This is a genomic window from Pseudomonas sp. ATCC PTA-122608 (assembly GCF_001952855.1).
Taxonomy (GTDB): Bacteria; Pseudomonadota; Gammaproteobacteria; order Pseudomonadales; family Pseudomonadaceae; genus Aquipseudomonas.
Window position 1 is genome coordinate 39321 of sequence record NZ_LPNO01000026.1, and the last position, 24522, is coordinate 63842.

Annotated in this window: 17 protein-coding genes; 6 read left to right on the forward strand and 11 right to left on the reverse strand. The window is 59.0% G+C overall.

Going from position 1 to position 24522, the window contains the following annotated elements:
• Positions 1-125: 125 nt before the first annotated feature.
• The 3 genes from AU074_RS22075 to AU074_RS22090 all read left to right on the forward strand — a co-directional run bounded on the left by AU074_RS22075 (position 126) and on the right by AU074_RS22090 (position 3362).
• On the forward strand, positions 126-1709 hold the full coding sequence (locus AU074_RS22075; RefSeq protein WP_076016505.1) for a peptide chain release factor 3: 1584 nt from the start codon (positions 126-128) through the stop codon (positions 1707-1709).
• A 995-nt stretch (positions 1710-2704) separates the two neighbouring features.
• Positions 2705-2980, forward strand: coding sequence for a hypothetical protein (locus AU074_RS22085; RefSeq protein ID WP_076016519.1), 276 nt, complete (start codon positions 2705-2707; stop codon positions 2978-2980).
• 112 nt (positions 2981-3092) lie between these two features.
• Entirely contained in the window at positions 3093-3362 is a 270-nt protein-coding gene (locus tag AU074_RS22090; RefSeq protein ID WP_076016506.1) for a hypothetical protein, read from the forward strand.
• 108 nt (positions 3363-3470) lie between these two features.
• Here the strand turns inward: AU074_RS22090 and AU074_RS22095 are convergent, their stop codons facing one another.
• The 11 genes from AU074_RS22095 to AU074_RS22145 all read right to left on the reverse strand — a co-directional run bounded on the left by AU074_RS22095 (position 3471) and on the right by AU074_RS22145 (position 20414).
• A complete protein-coding gene (locus AU074_RS22095) occupies positions 3471-4442 on the reverse strand; it encodes a peptide ABC transporter ATP-binding protein (RefSeq protein ID WP_076016507.1) in 972 nt (323 codons plus the stop codon).
• Complete coding sequence (locus AU074_RS22100; RefSeq protein ID WP_017138287.1) at positions 4442-5410, reverse strand: ABC transporter ATP-binding protein; 969 nt, start codon at positions 5408-5410, stop codon at positions 4442-4444. The genes AU074_RS22095 and AU074_RS22100 overlap by 1 nt, the downstream gene beginning before the upstream one ends.
• 10 nt (positions 5411-5420) lie before the next feature.
• Positions 5421-6332: an ABC transporter permease subunit gene (locus AU074_RS22105; protein ID WP_076016508.1), complete on the reverse strand. Its 912-nt coding sequence runs from the start codon at positions 6330-6332 to the stop codon at positions 5421-5423.
• 10 nt (positions 6333-6342) lie between these two features.
• Positions 6343-7353: an ABC transporter permease subunit gene (locus tag AU074_RS22110; RefSeq protein WP_003171721.1), complete on the reverse strand. Its 1011-nt coding sequence runs from the start codon at positions 7351-7353 to the stop codon at positions 6343-6345.
• A 76-nt stretch (positions 7354-7429) separates the two neighbouring features.
• Positions 7430-9028 carry an ABC transporter substrate-binding protein gene (locus tag AU074_RS22115; protein WP_076016509.1) on the reverse strand — a complete coding sequence of 533 codons (1599 nt, stop codon included), beginning with the start codon at positions 9026-9028 and terminating at the stop codon, positions 7430-7432.
• Between the two features lie 81 nt (positions 9029-9109).
• A complete protein-coding gene (locus AU074_RS22120) occupies positions 9110-10507 on the reverse strand; it encodes an OprD family porin (protein ID WP_076016510.1) in 1398 nt (465 codons plus the stop codon).
• Positions 10508-10677: 170 nt separating this feature from the next.
• Positions 10678-12222 carry an ABC transporter substrate-binding protein gene (locus tag AU074_RS22125; RefSeq protein ID WP_371916644.1) on the reverse strand — a complete coding sequence of 515 codons (1545 nt, stop codon included), beginning with the start codon at positions 12220-12222 and terminating at the stop codon, positions 10678-10680.
• A 363-nt stretch (positions 12223-12585) separates the two neighbouring features.
• Positions 12586-14214, reverse strand: a complete 1629-nt coding sequence (locus AU074_RS22130) for an ABC transporter substrate-binding protein (protein ID WP_076016512.1) — start codon at positions 14212-14214, stop codon at positions 12586-12588.
• A gap of 258 nt (positions 14215-14472) precedes the next feature.
• Complete coding sequence (locus AU074_RS22135; protein ID WP_076016513.1) at positions 14473-16074, reverse strand: ABC transporter substrate-binding protein; 1602 nt, start codon at positions 16072-16074, stop codon at positions 14473-14475.
• Between the two features lie 103 nt (positions 16075-16177).
• Entirely contained in the window at positions 16178-19285 is a 3108-nt protein-coding gene (locus AU074_RS22140; protein WP_143503638.1) for a dermonecrotic toxin domain-containing protein, read from the reverse strand.
• 415 nt (positions 19286-19700) lie between these two features.
• Positions 19701-20414 (reverse strand): SIMPL domain-containing protein, encoded by a 714-nt coding sequence (locus tag AU074_RS22145; protein WP_003216012.1) that lies wholly within the window; start codon positions 20412-20414, stop codon positions 19701-19703.
• 206 nt (positions 20415-20620) lie between these two features.
• Here AU074_RS22145 and AU074_RS22150 point away from each other — a divergent pair, with 206 nt between their 5' ends.
• The 3 genes from AU074_RS22150 to AU074_RS22160 all read left to right on the forward strand — a co-directional run bounded on the left by AU074_RS22150 (position 20621) and on the right by AU074_RS22160 (position 24261).
• A complete protein-coding gene (locus tag AU074_RS22150) occupies positions 20621-21883 on the forward strand; it encodes an ATP-binding protein (RefSeq protein ID WP_076016515.1) in 1263 nt (420 codons plus the stop codon).
• Complete coding sequence (locus tag AU074_RS22155) at positions 21876-22436, forward strand: response regulator transcription factor (protein WP_003216016.1); 561 nt, start codon at positions 21876-21878, stop codon at positions 22434-22436. Before AU074_RS22150 ends, AU074_RS22155 begins: the two co-directional genes overlap by 8 nt.
• Before the next feature lie 100 nt (positions 22437-22536).
• Complete coding sequence (locus AU074_RS22160) at positions 22537-24261, forward strand: ABC transporter ATP-binding protein/permease (protein WP_076016516.1); 1725 nt, start codon at positions 22537-22539, stop codon at positions 24259-24261.
• The last annotated feature ends 261 nt before the right edge of the window (positions 24262-24522 follow it).

Consider the following 24522-nt stretch of genomic DNA (forward strand, 5'->3'; position numbering starts at 1 on the left):
ACCTTTTAAAAGGTTCCATACTTGGCAGCAATTAGCCACCCCCAATGGGGTGAACGGTGGTCTGTAACCCCGGGTTTGCGCTATACTCGCCGCCCTTTTTTGACTCACCTGCCAGGCGATTTCCCATGACCCACCAGGCCGCCGAAGTCGCGAAACGCCGCACTTTCGCCATTATTTCCCACCCCGATGCCGGTAAAACCACCATCACCGAAAAGCTGTTGCTGATGGGCAAGGCGATCGCGGTGGCCGGCACGGTGAAATCCCGTAAATCCGACCGCCATGCCACCTCCGACTGGATGGAAATGGAAAAGCAGCGTGGTATCTCCATTACCACGTCGGTCATGCAGTTCCCGTATCGCGACCACATGATCAACCTGCTCGACACCCCGGGCCACGAAGACTTCTCCGAAGACACCTACCGCACCCTGACTGCGGTGGACTCGGCACTGATGGTCCTCGACGGCGGTAAAGGCGTTGAGCCACGGACTATCGCGCTGATGGACGTCTGCCGCCTGCGGGACACGCCGATTGTCAGCTTTATCAACAAACTCGACCGTGACATCCGCGACCCGATCGAACTGCTGGACGAAATCGAAGCCGTCCTGAAGATCAAAGCCGCGCCGATCACCTGGCCGATTGGTTGCTACCGCGACTTCAAGGGCGTGTATCACCTGGCCGACGACTACATCATTGTGTACACCGCCGGCCATGGCCACGAGCGTACCGATGTGAAAATCATCGAGAAGCTCGACTCCGACGAAGCCCGCGCCCACCTGGGTGACGAGTACGACCGGTTTGTCGACCAGCTGGAACTGGTGCAGGGCGCCTGCCACGCGTTCAACCAGCAGGAATTCCTCGACGGCCAGCTGACGCCGGTGTTCTTCGGTACTGCCCTGGGTAACTTCGGTGTCGATCACGTGCTCGACGCCGTGGTCAATTGGGCACCCAAGCCGCTGGCACGTGTTGCCAACGAGCGTACCGTTGAACCGGTGGAAGAGAAGTTTGCCGGCTTCGTGTTCAAGATCCAGGCGAACATGGACCCGAAACACCGTGACCGTATCGCCTTTATGCGTATCTGCTCCGGCAAATATGAAAAAGGCATGAAGATGCGCCACGTGCGTACCGGCAAGGACGTGCGCATCGGCGACGCCCTGACCTTCTTCTCCTCCGAGCGTGAGCAACTGGAAGAAGCGTTTGCCGGTGACATCATCGGCTTGCACAACCACGGCACCATCCAGATCGGCGACACCTTCACCGAAGGTGAAGTGCTGGGCTTTACGGGTATTCCGCACTTCGCCCCGGAACTGTTCCGCCGCGTACGCCTGCGTGACCCGTTGAAATCCAAGCAACTGCGCCAGGGTTTGCAGCAGTTGGCGGAAGAGGGCGCCACCCAGGTGTTCTTCCCGGAGCGCAGCAACGACATCATCCTCGGCGCCGTTGGTGTGCTGCAGTTCGATGTGGTGGCCAGCCGTTTGAAAGAGGAATACAAGGTGGAATGCTCCTACGAGCCGATCACCGTGTATTCCGCGCGTTGGATTGATTGCAGCGATAAGAAGAAGCTGGAAGAGTTCAAGGTCAAGGCTGTGGAAAACCTCGCGATCGACGGCGGTGGGCACCTGACCTACCTGGCCCCGACCCGGGTCAACCTGGCGCTGATGGAAGAGCGTTGGCCGGATGTGAAATTCCGTGCGACTCGCGAACACCATTAAGGGTTAGTGGTGGGCGAAAGGGCGAAGCTGTCATGGCTTCGCCCTTTTTTGTTGGGCAGTTAGGCGGGGTGTATATCCGTTATCTGCGTAACGGCCTCTATTGGTTCCGCTCTTACAGCGGGTCACTTTTGAAAAGAGCCCAAAAGTAACCAAAAGGCTCTTGCCCCACCACTCGGCACCTCGCTTGGGCTCGGTGTGCCCGCACTCCGGCTTTGGAGCGTGGGCCGCCGCGATGGGCCATCCTTGGCCCAGCGCGGCTAACCCGGCGTCCTGCCGGGTTACCCACGCTCCAAAGCCTGCGTTCGGCCAGCGTGGTTTAACGGGGCGCCTAAGATCAAGATCAAGATCAACAGCAAAAGCACAGCGGCCTCCCGGCCGGCTTGAGTGTGGTGAAGCAAAATCAAAAGCTAAAGCGGGCACGGTCCAAATGTAGGAGCGAGCTTGCTCGCGAAGGTCGTTAACGATGACGCTGGCACCCTGATTCAACGCGGCGCTCTCAGGTTTTTCGCGAGCAAGCTCGCTCCTACAGAAAATCGCTTTTAACACTCAAGCCGGCCTGTAGGCCGCTGTGCTCTTGATCTGCTTTTGATTTTGATCTGCGGGCCCCGTCAACCACGATGGCCGCAAGTAGGCACGGTGGAGCGGGTAAATCGGCAGGGAAGCCGATTTAGCCGCGCCGGGCCATGGATGGCCCGTCGCGGCGGCCCGCGGAATCGGGCCGGAGTGCGGGCATGCCGAGCCTAGGCGAGGCACCGAGTGGTGGGGCAAAGACCTTTTGGTTACTTTTGGGGCATTTGCCAAAAGTGACCCGCTGTAAGAGCGGAACCATAGGTGGCCGTTACCGAAGAAACGGATATGTACTCAACCCACCCCACCCACCCCACCAGAGCCCTCTGCACAAGGTATGTACATACTCAAGCTCTATTGGCGAAACACGCGCATTGAGACTAGCGTCTTGAGTACGGGATGTACTCACCGGCAGGAGGGAAATGAGCATGCGTGTTTTACCGCGGGTCGTGTTGTTGTTGAAAGTGCTGGCACTGGCGTCCCTGGGCATATCGTCAGCCTGGGCGCATCAGCCGGCGCAGGGCGAGATGCTATTGGCCGCTACAGGGGACCAGACCTGGAAGGACACAGGCAAGACCAGCGGTACCAAGGAAAGCAATTCCGGCAGCTGGAAGCCACAAACCAGCACCACCAGCAGCGATGACGCCGAGAACCCGGATAACGAGGGTGAAGACAGCCAAACCTACGATGATGGCAATAGTTGAGTGCGCCGCCGGACTGCGCTGGCGAAAACCCTGCATGGGGACTAACTTCAACGCTGACGGCGGAAAAAGGCTGTCGTGCGGGATTTACTTACTGACTGGACGGAAATCGACCATGAGTATCTTTCAACGTGTGGTGCTGTTGCTCAAAGTGCTGGTGATGTTGTCGCTGGGCATGTCCTCTGCGTGGGCCACTACGGCCGTGCAAAGCTATTCCACGGGGTTTGTGGCAGCGAAGACGGTACAGGCAGGTGGTTTGCAGCTGGCCAAGAGTGAATCCGAGCCTGGTGACGAGGACCAGGGCGGCTCCAAGGATGATGATGATCAACAAACACCGCCGGATGACGATGATAGCGATGCGGGTGATGGTGACAGCGATACTTGAGTCGCGCTAAAAAAAAGCCCCTCCTGCCAGACAGATGCGCTATCCGGCGAGAGGGGCTGTAGAACACAGTCGATGCCCTGGGCTTAACCCCAAGGCATTTTTTGTGGGTCAGGCCACGAACTGTTCCGCGTAGTGGCAAGCCACCTGACGGTTGTCGAGTGGCCGCAACAGTGGCTCGTCGGTGCTGCACAGTTGGGTCGCGTACGGGCAGCGCTTGTGGAAGGCGCAGCCAGACGGCGGGTTCAGCGGGTTGGGCAGTTCGCCGACGATCTTGATCTTCGGCTTGTTCGGGTCCGGGTGAATGGTCGGGGTCGCCGACAGCAGCGCCTGGGTGTACGGGTGCAACGGGCGTGCGTAGATATCTTCCTTCGGACCTACTTCCACCGGGCGGCCGAGGTACATCACCATCACGTCATCGGCGACGTGTTGTACCACCGCGAGGTTGTGGGAGATGAACACGTAGGCGGTGTTGAATTCCTGCTGCAGGTCCATGAACAGGTTAAGCACCTGAGCCTGGATCGACACGTCCAACGCCGAGGTCGGTTCATCCGCCACCAGCACTTTCGGTTGCAGCATCATCGCCCGGGCCAGTGCGATCCGCTGGCGCTGGCCACCGGAGAACATGTGCGGGTAGCGCTGATAATGCTCAGGGCGCAGGCCCACTTGCTTCATCATCGCCTGGACCTTTTCCCGGCGTTCGGCGGCGGACAGGTTGGTGTTGATCAGCAGCGGCTCGCCCAGTTGGTCACCGACTTTCTGGCGTGGGTTCAACGAGGCGTACGGGCTCTGGAACACCATCTGCACGTCTTTGCGCAATTGCTTGCGCTGGGCCTTGTCGGCGCCGGCAACTTCCTGGCCGGCGATTTTCAGCGAGCCGGAAGAGGGTTCTTCGATCAGCGTCAGGGCACGGGCCAGGGTGGATTTGCCGCAACCGGATTCGCCCACGACAGCGAGGGTCTTGCCGGCTTCCAGCTCGAACGACACACCATTGAGCGCGCGCACCAGGGCGTGGCCCTTGAACAGGCCACGGGACACTTCGTAGTGACGGGTCAGGTCGCGGGCGGTAAGTACGACGGCCATTACGCCACCTCCTGATTCAGCGGGTAGAAGCAGCGGGCGAGGCTGTTGCTTTTCGGGTCAAGGCCCGGGCGTTGGGCGCGGCAGGATTCCTGCACATACGGGCAGCGTGGCGACAGCAGGCAACCCTGCGGGCGGTCATAACGGCCGGGAACGATACCCGGCAGCGTGGCCAGGCGCGTGGCGCCCAGGCTGTGCTCGGGAATCGCCTTGAGCAGCGCTTCGCTGTACGGGTGCGCCGGGATGTCGAACAACTGCGGCACCTGGCCGACTTCCACGGCTTGGCCGGCGTACATCACGCACACGCGCTGAGCAGTTTCAGCCACCACCGCGAGGTCGTGGGTGATCAGCACCAGGCCCATGTTCTGCTCTTTCTGCAAGGCCAGCAGCAGTTCCATGATCTGGGCCTGGATGGTCACGTCGAGTGCCGTGGTCGGTTCATCGGCGATCAGCAGTTTCGGCTCGCCGGCGATGGCCATGGCGATAGCCACACGCTGGCTCATACCACCGGACAGTTGATGCGGGTAGGCATCCATACGGCTGGCAGCGCCCGGGATTTCCACCTTTTCGAGCAGTTCGATGGCACGCTTGCGCGCTTGCTTGCCGGACATTTTCAAATGCAGGCGCAGTACTTCTTCGATCTGAAAACCCACGGTGTAGCTGGGGTTCAGGGCGGTCATCGGGTCCTGGAAAACCATCGCCAGGTCTTTACCGACGATCTGCCGGCGCTGGCGGTTGCTCAGCTTGAGCATGTCCTTGCCGTCGAAGTTCAGGGCGTCGGCGGTGACGATGCCGGGGTGCTCGATCAGGCCCATCAGCGCCATCATGGTCACGGATTTACCCGAACCCGACTCGCCAACGATCGCCAGTACTTCGCCTTTGTCGACGGAGATGTCGAGGCCATCGACCACCGGCACGGCGGTCTTGTCGCCGAAGCGGACATTGAGATTCTTGATTTCTAGCAGTGACATGGGAATCTCCTCAGGCGGCGTTCTTGAGTTTCGGGTCCAGCGCATCGCGCAGGCCGTCGCCCATCAGGTTGATTGCCAGCACGCTGAGCAAAATGGTCAAGCCAGGCAGGCTCACTACCCACCAGGCGCGTTCGATGTAGTCGCGGGCCGAAGCCAGCATGGTGCCCCACTCCGGGGTTGGCGGTTGTACGCCAAGGCCCAGGAAGCCAAGGGCTGCGGCATCGAGAATTGCCGAGGAGAAACTCAGGGTGGCCTGAACGATCAACGGTGCCATGCAGTTAGGCAGCACGGTGACGAACATCAGGCGCGGCAGGCCGGCGCCGGCGAGGCGGGCGGCGGTCACGTAGTCACGGTTCAGTTCGCCCATCACCGCAGCACGGGTCAGGCGGACATAGGACGGCAGCGACACGATCGCGATGGCGATCACGGTGTTGATCAGGCCAGGGCCGAGGATCGCGACAATGGCCACAGCCAGCAGCAGCGATGGCAGGGCCAGCATGATGTCCATCAGACGCATGATGGTCGGGCCAAGCATGCGTGGGAAGAAACCGGCGAACAGACCCAGCAGGATCCCCGGGATCAGCGACATGACTACCGACGACAAGCCGATCAGCAAGGACAGGCGCGAACCCTGGATCAGGCGCGACAGCAGGTCACGGCCCAGTTCGTCGGTGCCCAGCAGGAACTGGATCTGCCCACCTTCCAGCCAGGCCGGAGGGGTCAGCAGGAAGTCACGGTATTGCTCGCTCGGGTTGTGCGGGGCCACCCAAGGGGCGAACAGCGCGCAAAACACTACCAGCAACATGAACAGCAGGCCGGCAACGGCGCCTTTGTTCTTGGAGAAGGCTTGCCAGAATTCTTTGTACGGGGACGGGTACAGCAGGCTTTGATCGACTGCTACCGCGGGAGTAGGTGTGGTCATGGTCATGATCTCAGCGCTGGTGACGGATGCGTGGGTTGGCGAAGCCGTAGAGGATGTCCACCACGAAGTTCACCAGAATCACCAGGCAGGCGATTAACAGGATACCGTTTTGCACCACGGGATAGTCCCGTGCGCCAATGGCTTCAATCAGCCATTTGCCGATGCCGGGCCACGAGAAGATGGTTTCGGTCAGGACCGCACCCGCCAGCAGCGTGCCGACTTGCAGGCCGACCACGGTGAGTACCGGGATCAACGCGTTACGCAGGCCGTGGACGAATACCACGCGTGCCGGCGACAGGCCTTTGGCCTTGGCGGTACGGATGTAGTCTTCACGCAGGACTTCAAGCATCGACGAACGGGTCATCCGCGCGATCACGGCCAGCGGGATGGTGCCGAGCACGATGGCCGGCAGGATCAGGTGGTGCAACGCATCCCAGAACGCGTCCGGCTCGTCAGCCAGCAGGGTGTCGATCAACATGAAACCGGTGCGCGGCTCGATGTCGTAGAGCAGGTCGATCCGTCCCGACACTGGCGTCCAGCCCAGGCTCACGGAGAAGAACATGATCAGGATCAGGCCCCACCAGAAGATCGGCATCGAATATCCCGCCAGGGAGATGCCCATCACCCCATGGTCGAACAGGGATCCTCGTTTCAAGGCCGCGATCACCCCGGCTAACAGCCCCAGGATGCCGGCGAACAACAGGGCGGCCATGGACAGTTCCAGGGTCGCCGGGAAGAGGGCGGTGAACTCGGTCCACACGCTGGTACGGGTACGCAGCGATTCGCCAAGGTCCCCTTGGGCGAGCTTGCCGACGTAGTCCAGGTATTGCGCATACAACGGCTTGTTAAGGCCAAGGCGTTCCATTGCCTGTGCGTGCATCTCGGGGTCGACTCGTCGTTCGCCCATCATGACTTCGACGGGGTCGCCTGGGATCATGCGAATCAACGCGAACGTCAGCAAGGTGATGCCGAAAAACGTGGGGATCAGTAACCCCAATCGGCGGGCAATAAAACTAAACATCTTGTTGTGTACCTCAATCAGCCGGTTAGGCAGGTTCGGCACCGTCAATGTCGACGGTGCCGAGCGTTTCTCTTATTTACTTCACCTGGGTGGTGGCAAAGTTATTTGTAGTCAGAGGGCTTTGGGTAAAACCTTCGACGTTTTTACGCATGGCGGTAAACATTTTCGGGTAAGCCATGGGAATCCATGGTTGGTCCTTGTCGAAAACGTCCATTGCTTGTTCATAGAGTGCAGCGCGCTGGGTGGGTTCAGCGATAGCGCGCGCCTTGTCGATCAAGTCTTGAAACTCTTTGTTACACCAGCGGGCGTAGTTTTCGCCGTTTTTCGCTGCATCGCAACTCAAGTTCGGGGTGAGGAAGTTATCCGGGTCCCCGTTGTCCCCCGCCCAACCGGCGGAGACCATGTCATGTTCGCCATTCTTGGCGCGTTTGAGCATTTCGCCCCATTCCATGACCTTGATGTTCACTTTCAGGCCGATTTGCGCCAGGTCCGCCTGCATGCGCTGGGCGCCGAGCATCGGGTTGGGGTTGGTCGGGCCGCCGCCGTTACGGGTGAACAGGGTGAACTCGGTGCCTTCCGGTACGCCGGCTTCCTTGAGCAGGGCGCGGGCCTTGTCCAGGTCACGCGGCGGGTTTTTCAGCTTGTCGCTGAAGCCCAGCAGGGTTGGCGGGTACGGGCCGGTGGCATCGATGGAGTTGCCTTTGCCGTACAGGGATTCGTTGTAGCCTTTCTTGTCGAACGCGATGTTGATCGCGTGACGTACCCGCGCGTCGCTCATGTACTTGTGGGTGGTGTTCAGGGCGGTGTAGGCGGTGGTCATCGCTGCCAGTTCCGCAACCTTCAGGTTCGGGTCGGCCTTCATGCTCGGCACGTCATCCGGTTTTGGGTACAGCGCGATCTGGCATTCGTTGGCCTTGAGCTTTTGCAGGCGCACGTTGTTGTCAGTGGTGATGGCCAGGATCAACGGATCCGCCGGCGGCTTGCCACGGAAGTAGTCCGGGTTGGCCTTGAAGCGCACTTGGGCGTCTTTGGCGTAGCGGGTGAAGATGAACGGGCCGGTGCCGATGGGCTTGGCGTTCAGGTCATCGGTCTTGCCGGACTTGAGCAACTGGTCGGCGTATTCGGCGGAGTGAATCGAGGAAAATGCCATGGCCAGGTCGGCCAGGAACGGTGCTTCAGGGCGGGTCAGGGTGAAGACCACGGTGTGGTCATCGGTCTTCGTTACGCTCTTGAGCAGTTCCTTGAAACCCATGCTTTCGAAGTACGGGTAGCCCACGTTGGACTTGTTGTGCCACGGGTGATTCGGGTCCAGCTGGCGCTGGAAACTCCAGAGCACGTCGTCGGCGTTCAGGTTGCGCGTGGGTTTGAAGTAGTCGGTGGTGTGGAACTTGATGTCGTCACGCAGGTGAAAGGTGTAGGTCAGGCCATCGGCGCTGATTTCCGGCAGTTCCTTGGCGAGGGCCGGGATCACGTCGGTGGTGCCGGGCTTGAAGTCCACCAGTCGGTTGAACATGGTTTCAGCGGCGGCGTCAGCGGTGACGGCCGTGGTGTACAAGACCGGATCGAAACCTTCCGGGCTGGCTTCGGTGCAGACGACCAACGGTTTGGCCGAGATGCCAACAGCGACGCTCAACAGCGCAGCGGCAATGGCAGCTTGTAACGGGAGCATTTTCATCTAAGAGCCCTCTGCAATCGATTGGACCAGACAAGCGTAGGCGGCGGGCTCGTCCTGAGCCCGCCGCCCACCTGGCGCTGATTAAAGAATGTTGAACGGGATGGTGGTCACCAGGCGGAACTCACGCAGGTTGCCGTCAGCCTGGTTGGCGCTGGCACGGTGAGTCACGTAGGTACCGCGGAAGGTAGTGGCCTTGAGTGCGCCGCTCTGGATCGCGTAAGCCGCGCCTACACCGTATTCCTGGTGTTTCTCGCCGTCCTGGGCCTGAATGCCGTTGTAGGCAAAGCCCGCGCGGCCGCCGTCGCCGGTGTAGTGAGTACCGTCGATACCCCAGCCACGCGCCGAGTAGATGTTGAACTTCAGGCCTGGCACGCCGTATTCGGCCATGTTAATGCCGTAGGCAATCTGGAAGGACTTCTCGTTCGGACCGTTAAAGTCGGACGTCAGGGAGTTGGCCAGGTAGATGCCGTTGGTTTCGTGCAGGTAGTCGAAGTACTCGTCACCGTTCACGGCCTGGTACGAGAAGGTCAGGCTGTGAGCCTGGTGGGTCAGGCCGAACGACAGCGAGTAAGTGTCGTTGTCGATCTTGCCCATCAACTTTTTGCCTTCGTCGACGGTTTTGTAGTAGTTCAGGCCAGTGGTCAGGGACAGGGTCTGGCTGTCACCCAGCTCGTGGGTAGCGCCGAAGTAGTACTGGTTCCAGAAGTCTTCCACGTTGGCGGCAAACAGGCTGGTCTTCAGGCTCTTGAATGGCTGGTAGTTGACGCCAAAGGTGTTGACCTTGTCGGTTTCCTGGCGGCCATTGCCATATTCACTGCGGAATTTCGACAGGCTCTGCTCGGTCCGTGGCGAAACGCGGTCAAACACGCCGCCCTGGAACGACAGGTTGCTGAACTCTTCGCTGTTGAAGCTCACACCTTCAAAGCTCGAAGGCAGCGCACGGTTGCCGATGGTGTCGACGATGCCGCTGCTGAAGTTCTGGCGACCGGCAGTCAAGGTGGTGTTCGAGACACGGAACTTGACGTTGGCCAGGCCCAGTTTGCTCCACTGGTCTACAGCGTCGCCGTCGGAGTCGGCCAGGGTACGGTTGGAACCGCCCTTGATGTCGCGCTTGCTACGGTCCAGGACCACAGCATTGTAGACCGCAACCTCAGTGCTCACGCCCACGGTGCCTTGGGTGAAGCCCGAGGTAGCGTTGAGGATGGTGCCTTGCACCCAGTTGGTACGGTAATTGTCAGTACGGGCTTCGCCGTGCTTCTGATAGGTGAATTTGCTGCCGCGGAAGCGTTGTTCGTTGGAGAACCAGTTACGGGTTGTACCGCCCAGGCTGAATCCATCGATAAAGCCTTTGGCCTCGCTTTGGGCGCTGGTGCCGGCCAGTGTGGTTGGAACGAAGTCCTGGCTTGCAGGTTCAGCGTAGGCGGTAGCCGTGATGCTGCTGATGGCCAGGGCCAGTAGCGCGGTGCTGCTCAGTTTCATGGGTGAAGCTCCTTTGGTTCTCTTTTTAATGCCGGTCTTTTTAGGTGAACCGGCTATTGGGTGTGTAACTCTTTCAAGCCTTTGCAAACGTTTGCCCGAGGGTAAAACCCGAAATAAGGCTGCACGTTTGCAGCAGGGTGAATTCTCACCCTGCGCAATCCGGTTATTTTTTATGGGGTAATGCTGACGCCCGAGAACACGTTGCGGCCGAAGGGGCTCACTTTAAAACCTTCGACTTTGGCGCTTAACGGCTGGTTGACCGTCGAGTGGGCGACTGGCGTGATCGGCACCTGCTGCTTGAGCAGTTGCTGCGCCTGTTTGTACAGAACAGTCCTTTGTTCGCGGTCGGTCACGACCTTGGCTTGCTTGATCAGCTTGTCGTACGCCGGGTCACACCACATGGAGTAGTTGTTCCCGCCGATGGCGTCGCAGCTGTAGAGAGTGCCCAGCCAGTTGTCCGGGTCACCGTTGTCGCCGGTCCAGCCGATCAGGCTGATATCGTGCTCGCCATTCTTGGTGCGCTTGATGTACTCGCCCCATTCATAGCTGACGATCTTGACCTTGAGACCAATCTTGGCCCAATCGCTTTGCAGCATTTCGGCCATCAGCTTGGCGTTGGGGTTGTACGGCCGTTGCACCGGCATCGCCCACAGGGTGATCTCGGTACCTTCCTTCACGCCGGCAGCCTTGAGCAGTTCCTTGGCTTTTTCCGGGTTGTAGGCGGCGTCCTTGATGGTGTCGTCGTAAGACCACTGGGTCGGTGGCATGGCGTTGACCGCCAGTTGCCCCGCGCCTTGGTAAACGGCGTTGAGAATGCTCTGCTTGTTCACCGCCATGTCCAGGGCCTGACGCACTTCGAGCTGGTCGAAAGGCTTGTGCCGCACGTTATAGGCGATGTAGCCGAGGTTGAAGCCTGGCTTGGTCAGCAGTTGCAGCTTCGGGTCGGCCTTCAGCGCTTCGACGTCGGCCGGGCGCGGGTGCAGGGTGATCTGGCATTCACCGGCCTTGAGCTTTTGCACCCGCACAGACGCGTCGGTGTTGATCGCAAAAATCAGCTGGTCGAGCTTCACGCGGCTCGGGTCCCAGTACTGTTTGTTGCCGGTGTAGCGAATCTGCGAGTCTTTCTGGTAACGCTGGAACACGAACGGCCCGGTGCCGATCGGCTTCTGGTTGATGTCGCTGGGCTTGCCGATCTTGAGCAAATGGTCGGCGTATTCAGCCGACAGGATCGAGGCGAAGCTCATGGCGATGTTCTGGATGAACGCGGCGTCGACCGTGTTCAAGGTCATCACCACGGTGTGCGGGCCGGTTTTCTCGACCTTCGCGATGTTCTTGTTCAGGCTCATCCCGTTGAAGTATGGGAACTCGGTGGGGTAGGCCTTGCGGAACGGGTGTTCGGGGTCAAGCATGCGATTGAAGGTGAACAGCACATCGTCGGCGTTGAAATCACGCGTCGGCTTGAAGTCCTTGTTGCTGTGGAATTTCACCCCTTCACGCAGGTGGAAGGTGTAGGTCAGGCCGTCTTCGGAAATATCCCAGCTGGTTGCCAGCCCTGGTACGACATTGGTCGCGCCTTTTTCGAACTCGGCCAGGCGGTTGTAGAGAGGCTCGGCGGCGTCGTTGTCGGTGGCCGTCGTGTATTGCGCGGTGTCGAAGCCAGCCGGGCTGCCTTCGGAGCAAAACACCAGGCTCTTTTTATCGGCAGCCTGGCCCATCGAGGCCACAGCCAACAGGCTGGTGCCGAATATCGCGGATAGAACGGTGGTATGGCGCATGACAATCCCGATCCTTGTTTGTTGTTTTCGTCAGTGAGCAATCGCCCGGTCATTCATGACCTGGCGACATCACTGATCCCACAACGGCAATTGCCCTACAGAGACGATGCTTCTGCCGTGCCACGACGTTAGGGGTCGGGAGCCGGGCAGTAAATACAACGAATCTGACAGACCTTGTAGGTAACGGAGCCGCGATTCGCAGTTAACAGCCGTAAGACGGCGGCGCGTGCGGATGTGGTCTATTTCCTACGGTCTTGGCAGATGCAATAACGGCGACGTTATAAACGTCGCCGTCAGAGCCTCTTACTTGCCGCTTACGCTCACGCCGTAGAAGGAGTTCAAGCCAAATGGGCTGATCTTGAAGTCCTGCACGTTGTTGCGCATGGGTTGATACACCGTCGAGTGCGCGATAGGTGTCATCGGGACTGCATCTTTGAGGATATGTTGCGCCTGCTTGTACAGCTCGGTGCGTTTGGCTACGTCGGAAGTCGCCTTGGCTTCTTTCACGATGCCGTCGAATTTCTTGTCGCACCACTTGGAGAAGTTGTTGCCGGCCAGGGAATCACAGCCGAACAGCACGTTCAACCAGTTGTCCGGGTCACCATTGTCGCCGCTCCAGCCAATGATCATGGCCTGGTTCTCGCCGCCTTTGGAACGCTTGATGTACTCGCCCCACTCGTAGCTGACGATGTTCACTTTCAGGCCGATCTGTTTCCAGTCGTTCTGCAGCATCTCAGCCATCAGCTTGGCGTTCGGGTTGTACGGACGCTGGACCGGCATCGCCCACAGGGTGATCTCGGTGCCTTCCTTGACGCCGGCTTCCTTGAGCAAAGCCTTGGCTTTGGTCACGTCAAACGGCGCATCCTTGATGGTGGTGTCGTAGGACCACTGGGTTGGCGGCATGGCGTTGACGGCCAGTTGACCCGCGCCCTGGTAAACCGAATCAATGATCTGCTGCTTGTTCACCGACATGTCCAGGGCTTCACGCACCCGGATGTCCGACAGCGGGTTAGGCGCGGTCTGGCCCTTGAGGACCGGCATTACGTTGTAGGCGATGTAGCCCAGGTTGAAACCGGCCTGGTGCGGCAGTTTCAGGTCCTTGTCTTCACCCAGCGCCTTGAGGTCGGCCGGACGCGGGAACAGGGTCACCTGGCATTCGTTTTTCTTCAGCTTCTGGATACGCACCGACGGGTCAGTGGTGATGGCGAAGATCAGGTTGTCGATCTTCACGTCTTCAGGCTTCCAGTAATCCTTGTTGCCGGTGTAACGGATGTTGGAGTCTTTCTGGTAGCTCTTGAACACGAACGGACCAGTGCCGATTGGCTTCTGGTTGATGTCCTGAGGCTTGCCTTCCTTCAACAGTTGGGCGGCGTATTCGGCCGACTGGATGGAGGCGAAGCTCATGGCCAGGTTCTGGATGAAAGCGGCGTCCACGGTGCCAAGGGTGAACTTGACGGTGTGGGCATCGACTTTCTCGATGTTCTTGATGTTGGTGTCCATACCCATGTCCGTGAAGTACGGGAACTCGGTTGGGTAGGCTTTACGGAACGGATCATCTTTGTTGATCATCCGGTTGAAAGTGAACAGTACGTCGTCAGCCGAGAATTCACGAGTTGGCTTGAAGTACGGGGTGGTGTGGAACTTGACGCCTTCACGAAGGTGGAAGGTGTACGTCAGGCCATCCGGGGAAACGTCCCAGGTCGTGGCCAGCCCAGGAACAACAGCGGTGCCGCCGCGCTCAAACTGGGTCAGACGGTTGAACATGGTTTCGGCCGAAGCATCGAAGTCTGTTCCGGTGGTGTACTGGCCTGGGTCAAAACCGGCCGGGCTCCCTTCGGAGCAGAACACCAAGTTGCTCGCCGCTTGGGCGAAAGGTGCAGCAGCCATTAAACCGGCGCTGACTAATAACGGAATGACTGCGTGTTTAAGCATGTTGGCCTCATGATTTGTTGTCATTTTTGGTAGTGAGGGCGACCTCGTGAGTCGACCTGCGGATACTTATGCAGGGCCCATACCCATTGCAAGATGTTGAGAGCCTACAACGGCTAAACAGTGGTACGAACGTACACGAATGTCGCATATGTGTAAGTTCGGGCACATTTACGCATTTTTGAAGGGTTTTTTCGGTGCGAGGCGCGCACCAGGAATGCCCAACCGAGGCGTCTGGCGCACTCGGTTGGGGCGTTGCTGTTACTTATTCAGACTGACGCCATAGAACGGTGTGAGTCCAAATGGGCTGATCTTGAAGTCCTGCACCTCCTTTCGAAGGGGCTGGAAAACCGTCGAGTTTGCAATAGGTGTTATAGGCACTTGTTCTTTAAGGATTTTTTGTGCCTCTTGATACCACTTGATACGCTGCTCGCGGTCGCTGCTGACCTTGGCCTGCTGCACCAGTTTGTCGTACGCCGGGTTACACCATTTTGCGTAGTTGCTGCCCTTTACCGCGGCACAACTATAGAGCACGCCGAGCCAGTTATCGGGGTCGCCGTTGTCGCCGGTCCAGCCGTAAATCATCACATCGTGCTCGCCGGCTTTCGCGCGTTTGATGTACTCGCCCCACTCATAGCTGACGATATTGGCCTTGATGCCGATTTTTTCCCAATCCTGCTGGATCATCTGCGCCGACATTCGAGCGTTGGGATTCGACGCGCGTTGAACCGTCATTGCCCACAGGTTGAGGGTGGTACCTGGTGCAACCCCTGCTTCTTTTAGTAGCGCCCGGGCCTTGGCCGGATCGTAGGGCGCGTCCTTGATCGTCGGATCATAAGACCACTGCGCCGGAGGCAGTGCGTTCTGCGCCAATTGTCCGGCGCTCTGGTACACGGCCTTGATGATTGCCGGCTTGTCGATGGCCATGTCCAAGGCCTGGCGGACCTTGAGCTGGTCCAGGGGCGGGTGGGTCACGTTGTAGGCGAGAAAGCCCAGGTTAAAGCCGGCTTGCTGGAGCACCCGCAGATTCGGGTCCTGCTTCATCACTTCGATGTCGGAAGGACGCGGGTAACCGCTGACCTGGCACTCGCCGGCCTTGAGTTTTTGCAGGCGCACGGCGGCGTCCGGGGTGATCGAGAACACCAGGTTGTCGAGCTTCACATCCTCGGGCTTCCAATACTGTTTATTGGCGCTGTAGCGAATCTGCGAATCCTTCTGGTAACGCTTGAACACGAACGGCCCGGTGCCTACCGGTTTCTGATTGATGTCGGCGGCCTTGTCTTCTTTGAGCAACTGCGCGGCATATTCGGCGGACTGCACCGAGGCGAAACTCATGGCCAGGTTTTGCACAAAGGAGGCGTCGACGTTGTTCAGGTTGAAGCGCACGGTGTGCTCGTCGAGTTTTTCGACGCTCTTGATCGTGGTGTTCAAGCCCATGTCGGTAAAGTACGGTGACTCGGACGGGTAGGCCTTACGGAACGGGCTCTCGGGGTCAAGCAGGCGCTGGAAGGTGAACACAACGTCGTCGGCGTTGAAGTCGCGGGTCGGGGTGAAGTAGTCGGTGGTGTGGAACTTGACGCCATCGCGCAGGTGGAAGGTGTAGGTCAGGCCGTCTTTGGACACGTCCCAGCGAGTCGCCAGGCCGGGTTCGACTTCGGTGCCGCCGCGCTTGAACTGGGTCAGGCGGTTGAACACGGTTTCGGCGGAGGCATCGAAATCCGTGCCGCTGGTGTACTGGCTGGGGTCGAAACCGGCGGGGCTGGCTTCGGAGCAGTAGACCAGGGTACTGGCCGCCTGGGCCATCGGCATAAACGCCATCAGGCCGGCGGCGAGGAGCAGCGGTTTAAAGGTGATTCTTTCCATGGAGACCCCTGAAGTGGCAGGTAAACGCTGCGCAAACGAAAACGGCAGTCACCGAGGTTACCGCCGTTCAGGATTGCCAGGTAGGGGAGATGCTTATAACTTTTTACACGACAGATACTTCTATGCGTGTGGGCGCTGATTTGTCGATTGAGAGCCCATCACCGTCAAGCTCGTTACTTTCACTTATTTTAAATACTCTACTGGCCCTTGCGCTGGTGCCGTTGACGAGTTTGAAATCCGACCCTGAAACATCGGTAACCGTAAAGTCGATATTGGCTGTGACGGTAGCCGATTGAGTGGCCGGGTCGTAGTCAATGTAGAAGTGCCTATCGGTTCCAGTGCTCATATAGTCATCTTTTAATCCTGCTTGTACCTCTCCCCACGCAGGGGCCGTAGCTCCTTGATGAGCAACTTCAGAGATGCGGGCTCGCAGGGCAGGCTCCGGAACGATTTGCTCAAACTGTTGGATGGCTTGCTTTATAAGCGCATTCATTTCTGACTGTGGGACGTTATTGCCGGGAAAATTAAGCGCCTTAATTTGTTTGGGTATATTGATCTCTACCTGTTTCCCATTTACCCGCAAAGTGTAAGGGTTGCGATTGAGATCCGTAATGAACTGATCACTGTAATCGCTGGATCCGAATTCTGTGGGTTTCGCCTTTTCCGAGGTGGCGACTGTAAAGTTGTCAACGTTGTCACTCCAGGAGACGTTAAGTTTTCTTTTGATAACACCTGCCTCTTCGTAGTTGTTGCTGGAGAAGTCGTAGTTGATTTTTTCGTTAACGTTCAGAAACTGATCAAACTTTTCAGCTTCGTTAATTTTCGAACCATCCAGGTTATGGAAGTGATTTGCGAACCCTGGAGTCGGTTTTATCTCTTCGCTAGGGGTTGGCGATATCGTGCGTTGCCATGGCCATTTTGGCCGGCCAGCTTGACCTCCGACCCGCACCCACTCTCCATCGCCATTCGAATGTACGGTCATCACCGGTTTTCGGCTTATCGGGTCAATTATCTGCACATAGTTGTCACTGAGTTTGAAATCCCCCCGGATCTCGAACACCTTGCTGACGCCCGTGTCGTCGGTATGCCGGATTAACCATTGGTCGGCGCCGTTAACGTCCTTGGCCTGATAAATGCCCTTGGCGTTGGGTGTGCTATTGGCAATCAGATGATCACCGTCAGCTACCGCATGGCCACTGATATTGCCCGCTTGTGACGGCTGCAGGCGATTGGGCAAGCCACGGCCTGCGCGGCCCTCCAAGGCGTTGATGGAGGTTGCCTGGCCGGGCAACGTCGTCATGTTCTCGCGCGGTATTGCAAACGGGTCTTCGGCCTTCCCGCCCCCGCCGGCCGAAAACAAGGTATTGAGAGCGCCATCGAAGGCTTTCCAGGCGCCATCACTGCGTTCTGCCTGTGTGTCGCCTGATGCGGACTTTTCCGCACCCAACGCCAGTTCCGTGACGCCGAGGGCGGCGGCGGCCGCTGCAACGGGAGCAGCAATAGGCGCCATGGGCGCGAACAGCTTGGCGGCTGCGGAAATGTCATTGAGCCAGGTGTCCCGGGTTACCTCGCTGTTGGATTTAATCGCGATGTCCGCATCGCTGATCATGCGCTCCTTCGCCTGATCCTTCATTTGGCTGAAGACGTCACCTTCGATGCGCTTATAGTTGCGGTCAATGGTTTCGCCTTCCATCTTCGACCAGTCACCGTTGCCCAGATGAGCGAGTGAGGAGTCGACGCCGAATTTTCCGAACGCGCCGCCGTCCTGGCGGTTGTAAAGGGAGAAATGCGAAGCGAGCGCCTCGCGTTTTTTCGGGTCCTTGGCTTGGTCCACCACCCATTCGTCCATTTTGTCGAGGGAGGCGAACCTCAGGAATGCCGGCGTTGCACCTGGGATGTAGAGAATTTGCGTACCGTCGCGACGGTTGTTCTGATAGTTGTACTGCCCGTCATCCAGGACGGCGAACCGGATAATGTCGCTGGAGCCCCAGCCATTGATGTCGAACGGATAGGCCCGCAACTGGTCTTTAGCCGGTGCGTCTGTCTGTAGTTGGGCTACCGTCAGTGGCGCGTTTTCATCCTGCGCAATATTGGAGGCCGCCTTCATCACCAATCGATAATCGTCCCGGGTGAACTGGTGTTCGGCCGGCATCAGCTTTTTTTCGAGGGGTGTCTTGGCGTCATACCCGCTCAGTTGCTCGCGTGCCTGCTGGATGAACTGCCCTTTCAACGTTGTTCGGTAGTCTCCCCCCTTGGCACTCCAAAACTCGTTTATTTTTGTGCTCATGCGCGACTGGAAGTCAGTTTTCCAACTCCCGTGCATCAACGTTGAAGGGGCGAGGGGGAACTGATTGTGGGCACCATAGCCGCCCTTGGTGCTTTCCCCGCGACCGGTCTTGTAGATGCCGGCTTCTGTGTCAAGTTGGCCGGGGATTTGGTCTTGTTCCGAGAAGTTATCCAGCAAAGCGTCCGGCAGGCGTTTCGAATAGAACGGTTCTTCACCCAGGTGCATCGCGCCGGTAGCGGTGCCGGGCGAGGCGCTTTGAGCTTGATAGAAGCGATTGAGGTACAGGCTGTCCGGGTCTACGTTTTTTTGGCCGGTCTCTTTCTCGATCAACTCTCCCGCCCACCGTTTGGCCTCGTTATGCACGTTGGGGTAGGCGTTCGCCACCTCAGTCGCTAAACGGGTAAACGCCAGTTTTTGCGGTGTAGCACTGTAAGACTGCTCGGTATTGCTCCTCTGTAGGTCCAGGGCCTGCGCCGAACGCAGGTTGGCAGGCCGCAGGCGGTCATCGGGGGGAATGGCTTCGAAGGATTTGCTGTGCTCCAGTCGCCGGATTTGCGCCCTGCCCTCAGACAGGTTGGCTGGGACCTGCATGCCGTAAAAACCAGCGACTACTTTTGCAGAGACGTCCACGGTGTTTTCGTTTGAACGTATCCGTAATTCCTGCCCGACGCCTGGAGCTATGACCTTGCCGGACGCGAGAAGCGGTCCTGAAACTTGTCCCCAACCGGTACCGTCGGAGAGAGAGAAGTCTTTCCTCACACCGTCGACTTTGGCGGACATCGCTCCGGTGGAAGGGACTATCGACAGGCTGGACGGGTCGATTTTCTGCTCGCGCATCCAGCCCTGAATAATCGGATGTTCCAGTTGCGAGCGATGCAGCTCAAGCCATTGGCCCAACACAGTCTGGGCGGGAACCTTGATCAAGCCGGGGCGGTGGCCTTCGACCTTACGCTGTACCGCCCCGATGTAGGCCTGGACCAGGGCAGGGTCTCCCGGCGGCGCATCAACTTGCGGCGGTTGTACTGGGGTGGGGGTGAGCGTCTTGTGAGCGCTGGGGTGTGGAGTGGGCGGCGCCGGCATTGAAGCGGCTTGCTGCAAGAAACGGGACGTTGCGCTCAGCCTGGAAGGGGATAAATGAAGGTACATGGGTGTGGTACTCGATAGTGGGTTGGACACATACCCGCAGAGCAATCCCTGTCAACGTTGGGGTATATATAGGTGTCGAAAACCGGAATATCGATTCCGTGATGAATATCAGAGGAGAGTTGCAGGATATGTTCTCACCTGAATAAAAAACGCTGCCCGTAGGCAGCGTCATTGCAACTCGGGTACCGCTCGATCAGGGCATCTGGACTTCGATCACACCGTCCGCCGTCATATTGACCTGGCTGGTGCCCGCTTCAACTTCCGGCGTCGGTGCCGAATCCATTGCTGCGGCTTTCATCATCATCCCGCCACGGGCATACGGCTGTGGATAACCATTGGTGTTGAAGTTCAGGTTGACGATCTTGTAGCCCTTGCCGCCCAGCGCATCGGTGGCCAGTTGTGCACGGGCCTTGAACGCGGTGACCGCTTCTTTAAGCAGCGCATCTTCGCTGGCCTTGCGAGTCGGGTTGGCGATGGCGAAGTCCATGCTGTCCATTTTCAGGTTGGTCAGCATGTCGCCGGTGAGCTTGGACAGTGCGGCGAAGTCGGCACTTTCCATGCGCAGTTCAGCGCGTTCGCGCCAGCCGGTGATTTTCTGGTTCTTGTTGTCGTAGATCGGGTAGCTGTTGCGGCTGCCCTGGCGCAGGGTCACGCCTTTGACTTCACGGGCCTGGGCCAGCGCTTTGTTCATGGTGGTGGTGATTTCGGCGGCCAGCTTGGCCGGGTCGGTGTTCTGCGACTCGGTGTACAGGGTGACGATCATCTGGTCGCGCGCCACTTCCTGGCTGACTTCGGCACGCAGGGAAATCTGGTTGTAATGCAGTTCATCAGCGGCCATGGCCGGCAGGCTGGCGAGGGTAGCGGCGCCGAGGGTGAGGGTGGCTGCACTGCGAATGAAACGAGACATGTAAGCTCCTTGAGATGGTCGTGTTCGGTAAGACTGTAGACGCAAGGTTTCAGTTCTTCGGGTTTACACATTTGCTACACGTTGACGGATGCCGACGAACGGTCATGTTTCTGACCCCTGCGTCAAAGAGCCACACACGCCGTGCCAGCGCTGTCGCTTCGTTTATACTCCGTGCGATCCGCCTGCAGCGCTCATCGGGAGAGCTCATGCTCGCCGCCGTAAAACTGACTTCCGCCACCCGCCAGAACCTTTGGCGCCTGACGTTCATCCGCACCTTGGTACTGGCCGCACAGGCCGGTTCGGTCGGGCTCGCCTATTGGTTCAACCTGCTGCCGCTGCCTTGGCTGCAACTGGCCGTGACCCTCGGGTTTTCCACGGTACTGTGCGTGTTTACCGCCATTCGCCTGCGCACCACGTGGCCGGTGACCGAGCTGGAATACTCCCTGCAACTGGCCTGCGACCTGTTTATCCACAGTGTGTTGCTGTACTTCTCCGGCGGTTCCACCAACCCCTTCGTTTCTTATTACCTGGTGCCACTGACCATCGCCGCGGTGACGCTGCCGTGGCGTTATTCGGTGGTGCTGTCGGGCATCGCCCTGACCCTGTACACCCTGCTGCTGGCGCAGTTCTACCCGTTGCAGACCTTTCCCATCGCCCGGGAAAACCTGCAGATCTACGGCATGTGGCTGAGCTTCGCCCTCTCGGCGGCGGTCATCACCTTCTTTGCCGCGCGGATGGCGGAAGAGCTGCGCCGCCAGGAAGAACTGCGCGCCATTCGCCGTGAAGAAGGCCTGCGCGACCAGCAACTGCTGGCCGTCGCCACCCAGGCCGCAGGCGCAGCCCATGAATTGGGGACGCCGCTGGCGACCATGAGCGTACTGCTCAAGGAAATGACCCAGGACCACCACGACCCGGCCCTGCAAGACGACCTGAGCGTGCTGCAGGAACAGGTCAAGCAGTGCAAGCTGACCTTGCAACAACTGGTGCGCGCCGCCGAAGCCAATCGCCGCCTGGCGGTGGAGATGCAGGACGTTACCCAGTGGCTGGACGAAGCCCTGAACCGCTGGCACCTGATGCGTCCCGAAGCCAGCTACCGTTTTCACCTGCTGGGCCAGGGCACGGTGCCGCGCATGGCGCCGCCGCCGGACCTGACCCAGGCGCTGCTGAACCTGCTGAACAACGCCGCCGACGCCTGCCCGGAAGGCCTGGAAGTGACCCTGGACTGGGACGCGGAAGACCTCACCATCAGCATTCGCGACCACGGCGCCGGCGTGCCGTTGGCGATTGCCGAGCAGATCGGCAAACCCTTCTTTACCACCAAGGGCAAAGGCTTCGGCCTGGGCCTGTTTTTGAGCAAGGCCAGCGTGACTCGCGCGGGCGGCTCAGTGAAACTCTATAGTCATGAGGAAGGCGGCACGCTCACCGAGCTGCGCCTGCCCCGTGTCGCACGAGGAGACATCGATGAGTGACGAGATCCAAGTCGAAGGCGAAGAACTGCCGCACCTGCTGCTGGTAGATGACGACGCTACCTTTACCCGCGTGATGGCCCGCGCCATGAGCCGTCGTGGCTTTCGCGTGAGCACCGCCGGCTCCGCCGAAGAAGGCCTGGCCATCGCCACGGCCGACCTGCCGGAATACGCGGCCCTGGACCTGAAAATGGACGGCGACTCCGGCCTGGTGCTGCTGCCCAAGCTGCTGGAGCTGGACCCGGAAATGCGCGTGGTGATCCTCACCGGCTATTCCAGCATTGCCACCGCCGTCGAGGCGATCAAGCGAGGCGCGTGCAACTACCTGTGCAAGCCGGCGGACGCCGACGACGTGCTGGCCGCCTTGCTCTCCGAGCACGCCGACCTCGACACCCTGGTGCCGGAAAACCCGATGTCGGTGGACCGCCTGCAGTGGGAACACATCCAGCGCGTATTGACCGAGCACGAAGGCAACATCTCCGCTACGGCCCGCGCCCTGGGCATGCATCGCCGGACGTTGCAGCGCAAATTGCAGAAGCGTCCGGTACGACGTTGAACGGCGACTGAACAACCTGCTTCAGGCCGCACGGAGCCCTGAACCGATCGTCTATGATCGGTTCAAACGCCTGTTATTTTTTTCCTACCGAGCCTGAACAATGAATCAGAACGCTGAGTATTCCGCGGTCAACGACGCGGTGCGTGGGCAATTTTTAAGAAAAGTCTGGGCGCTGATCACCCCTTACTGGCGCAGTGAAGAGAAGGGCAAGGCCTGGCTGTTGCTGCTGGTGGTGCTGGGGCTGTCACTGTTCAGTGTGGCGGTGTCGGTGTGGTTCAACAGCTGGAACCGCGACTTTTACAACGCCCTGGAAAAGAAGGACTACGACGCCTTCACTCACTTGCTGATGTACTTCAGCGTGATTGCCGTGGTGGCGATCGTCACTGGGGTGTTCACGTCCTATTTGCAGCAGATGCTCACCATCCGCTGGCGGCGCTGGCTGACCGAAACTTATTTTGCCAAGTGGCTGAGCCAGAAGAACTACTACCACCTGGAATACGGCGGCTACACCGACAACCCCGACCAACGTATCTCCGAAGACCTCAACGCCTTTACCAGCAGCACCCTGAGCCTGGGCCTGGGTTTCATCAGTAACCTGGTGAGCCTGGTGTCGTTCTCGGTGATCCTGTGGGGCGTGTCCGGCAGCATCGAAGTGTGGGGCATCACGATTCCCGGCTACATGTTCTGGGCGGCGCTGGTCTATGCGGTGCTGGGCAGTTGGTTGACCCACTTGATTGGTCGAAAACTGATTGGCTTGAGCAACCGTCAGCAACGCTTCGAGGCCGACTTGCGTTTCAGCCTGGTGCGGGTGCGGGAGAACGCGGAAAGCATCGCGCTGTTCAATGGCGAGCCCAATGAACACCAGCAGATGAGTGCACGCTTCGGGCGAGTGTGGAGCAACTTCTGGAGCATCATGCAGCTCAAGAAGCGGCTGAATTTCTTCACCAGCGGTTACTCGCAGATCGCGATCATTTTCCCGTTTGTGGTGGCTGCGCCGCGTTACTTTGCCGGCAAGATCGAGTTGGGCGTACTGATGCAGGTCGCCCAGGCGTTTGGCAGTGTGCAGGGCAGCCTGAGCTGGTTTGTCGACGCGTACACCGTGTTGGCCAGCTGGCGTGCGACCTGTGACCGTCTGCTGAGCTTCGGCGAGGCGATGGACGAAAACGAAGGCCGCAACATGGGTATCGAGTTGCAGCGCCAGGGCGGTGATCTGCAGATGAACAACCTCAGCCTGGACCTGGCTGATGGTCGTCACCTGCTGGAAGGCGCCAACCTGACCGTTGCCGAAGGTGAGCGCCTGATGCTCAGCGGTCGTTCCGGCAGCGGCAAATCAACCTTGCTGCGGGCCATGGGCAATTTGTGGCCAAACGGGCATGGCAACATTCGTTTGCCGGCCGAGCGTTATCTGTTCCTGCCGCAGAAGCCGTATCTGCCGATTGGTACGCTGCGTGGCGTGTTGAGTTATCCACAGGAGGAGGGCGCGTACCCGGCGGAACGTTATGCACAGGTCCTGGAAACCTGCCGCCTGGCGCATCTGATTCCGCGGTTGGACGAAGCTAACCACTGGCAGCGGATGTTGTCGCCGGGTGAGCAGCAGCGCCTGGCGTTTGCCCGGGCGTTGTTGTTTGAGCCGCAATGGCTGTACATGGATGAAGCTACGTCTGCGATGGACGAGGAGGATGAGGCGGCGCTGTATCAGGCATTGATCGATGAGTTGCCGGGTTTGAGCATCGTCAGCGTCGGGCATCGCAGCAGCCTCAAGCGTTTCCATGGGCGGCATGTGCGGATCGAGAACGGGCAGTTGGCGGAGCAGTCGCTGGTTTGAGCTTTTGGGGGTATATCCGTTATTTAGGTAACGGCCACCTAGGGTTCCGCTCTTACAGCGGGTCACTTTTGAAAAGCGCAAAAGTAACCAAAACGCTCTGCCCCGCCTGTCGGCACCTCGCCTAGGCTCGGTGTTCCCTCACTCCGGCATTACTCCGCGGGCCGCCGCGACGGGCCATCCATGGCCCGGCGCGGCTAAACCGGCGTCCTGCCGGTTTACCCGCTCCGCAATACCTGCGTTCGGCCTCGGGCTGAATGGGGC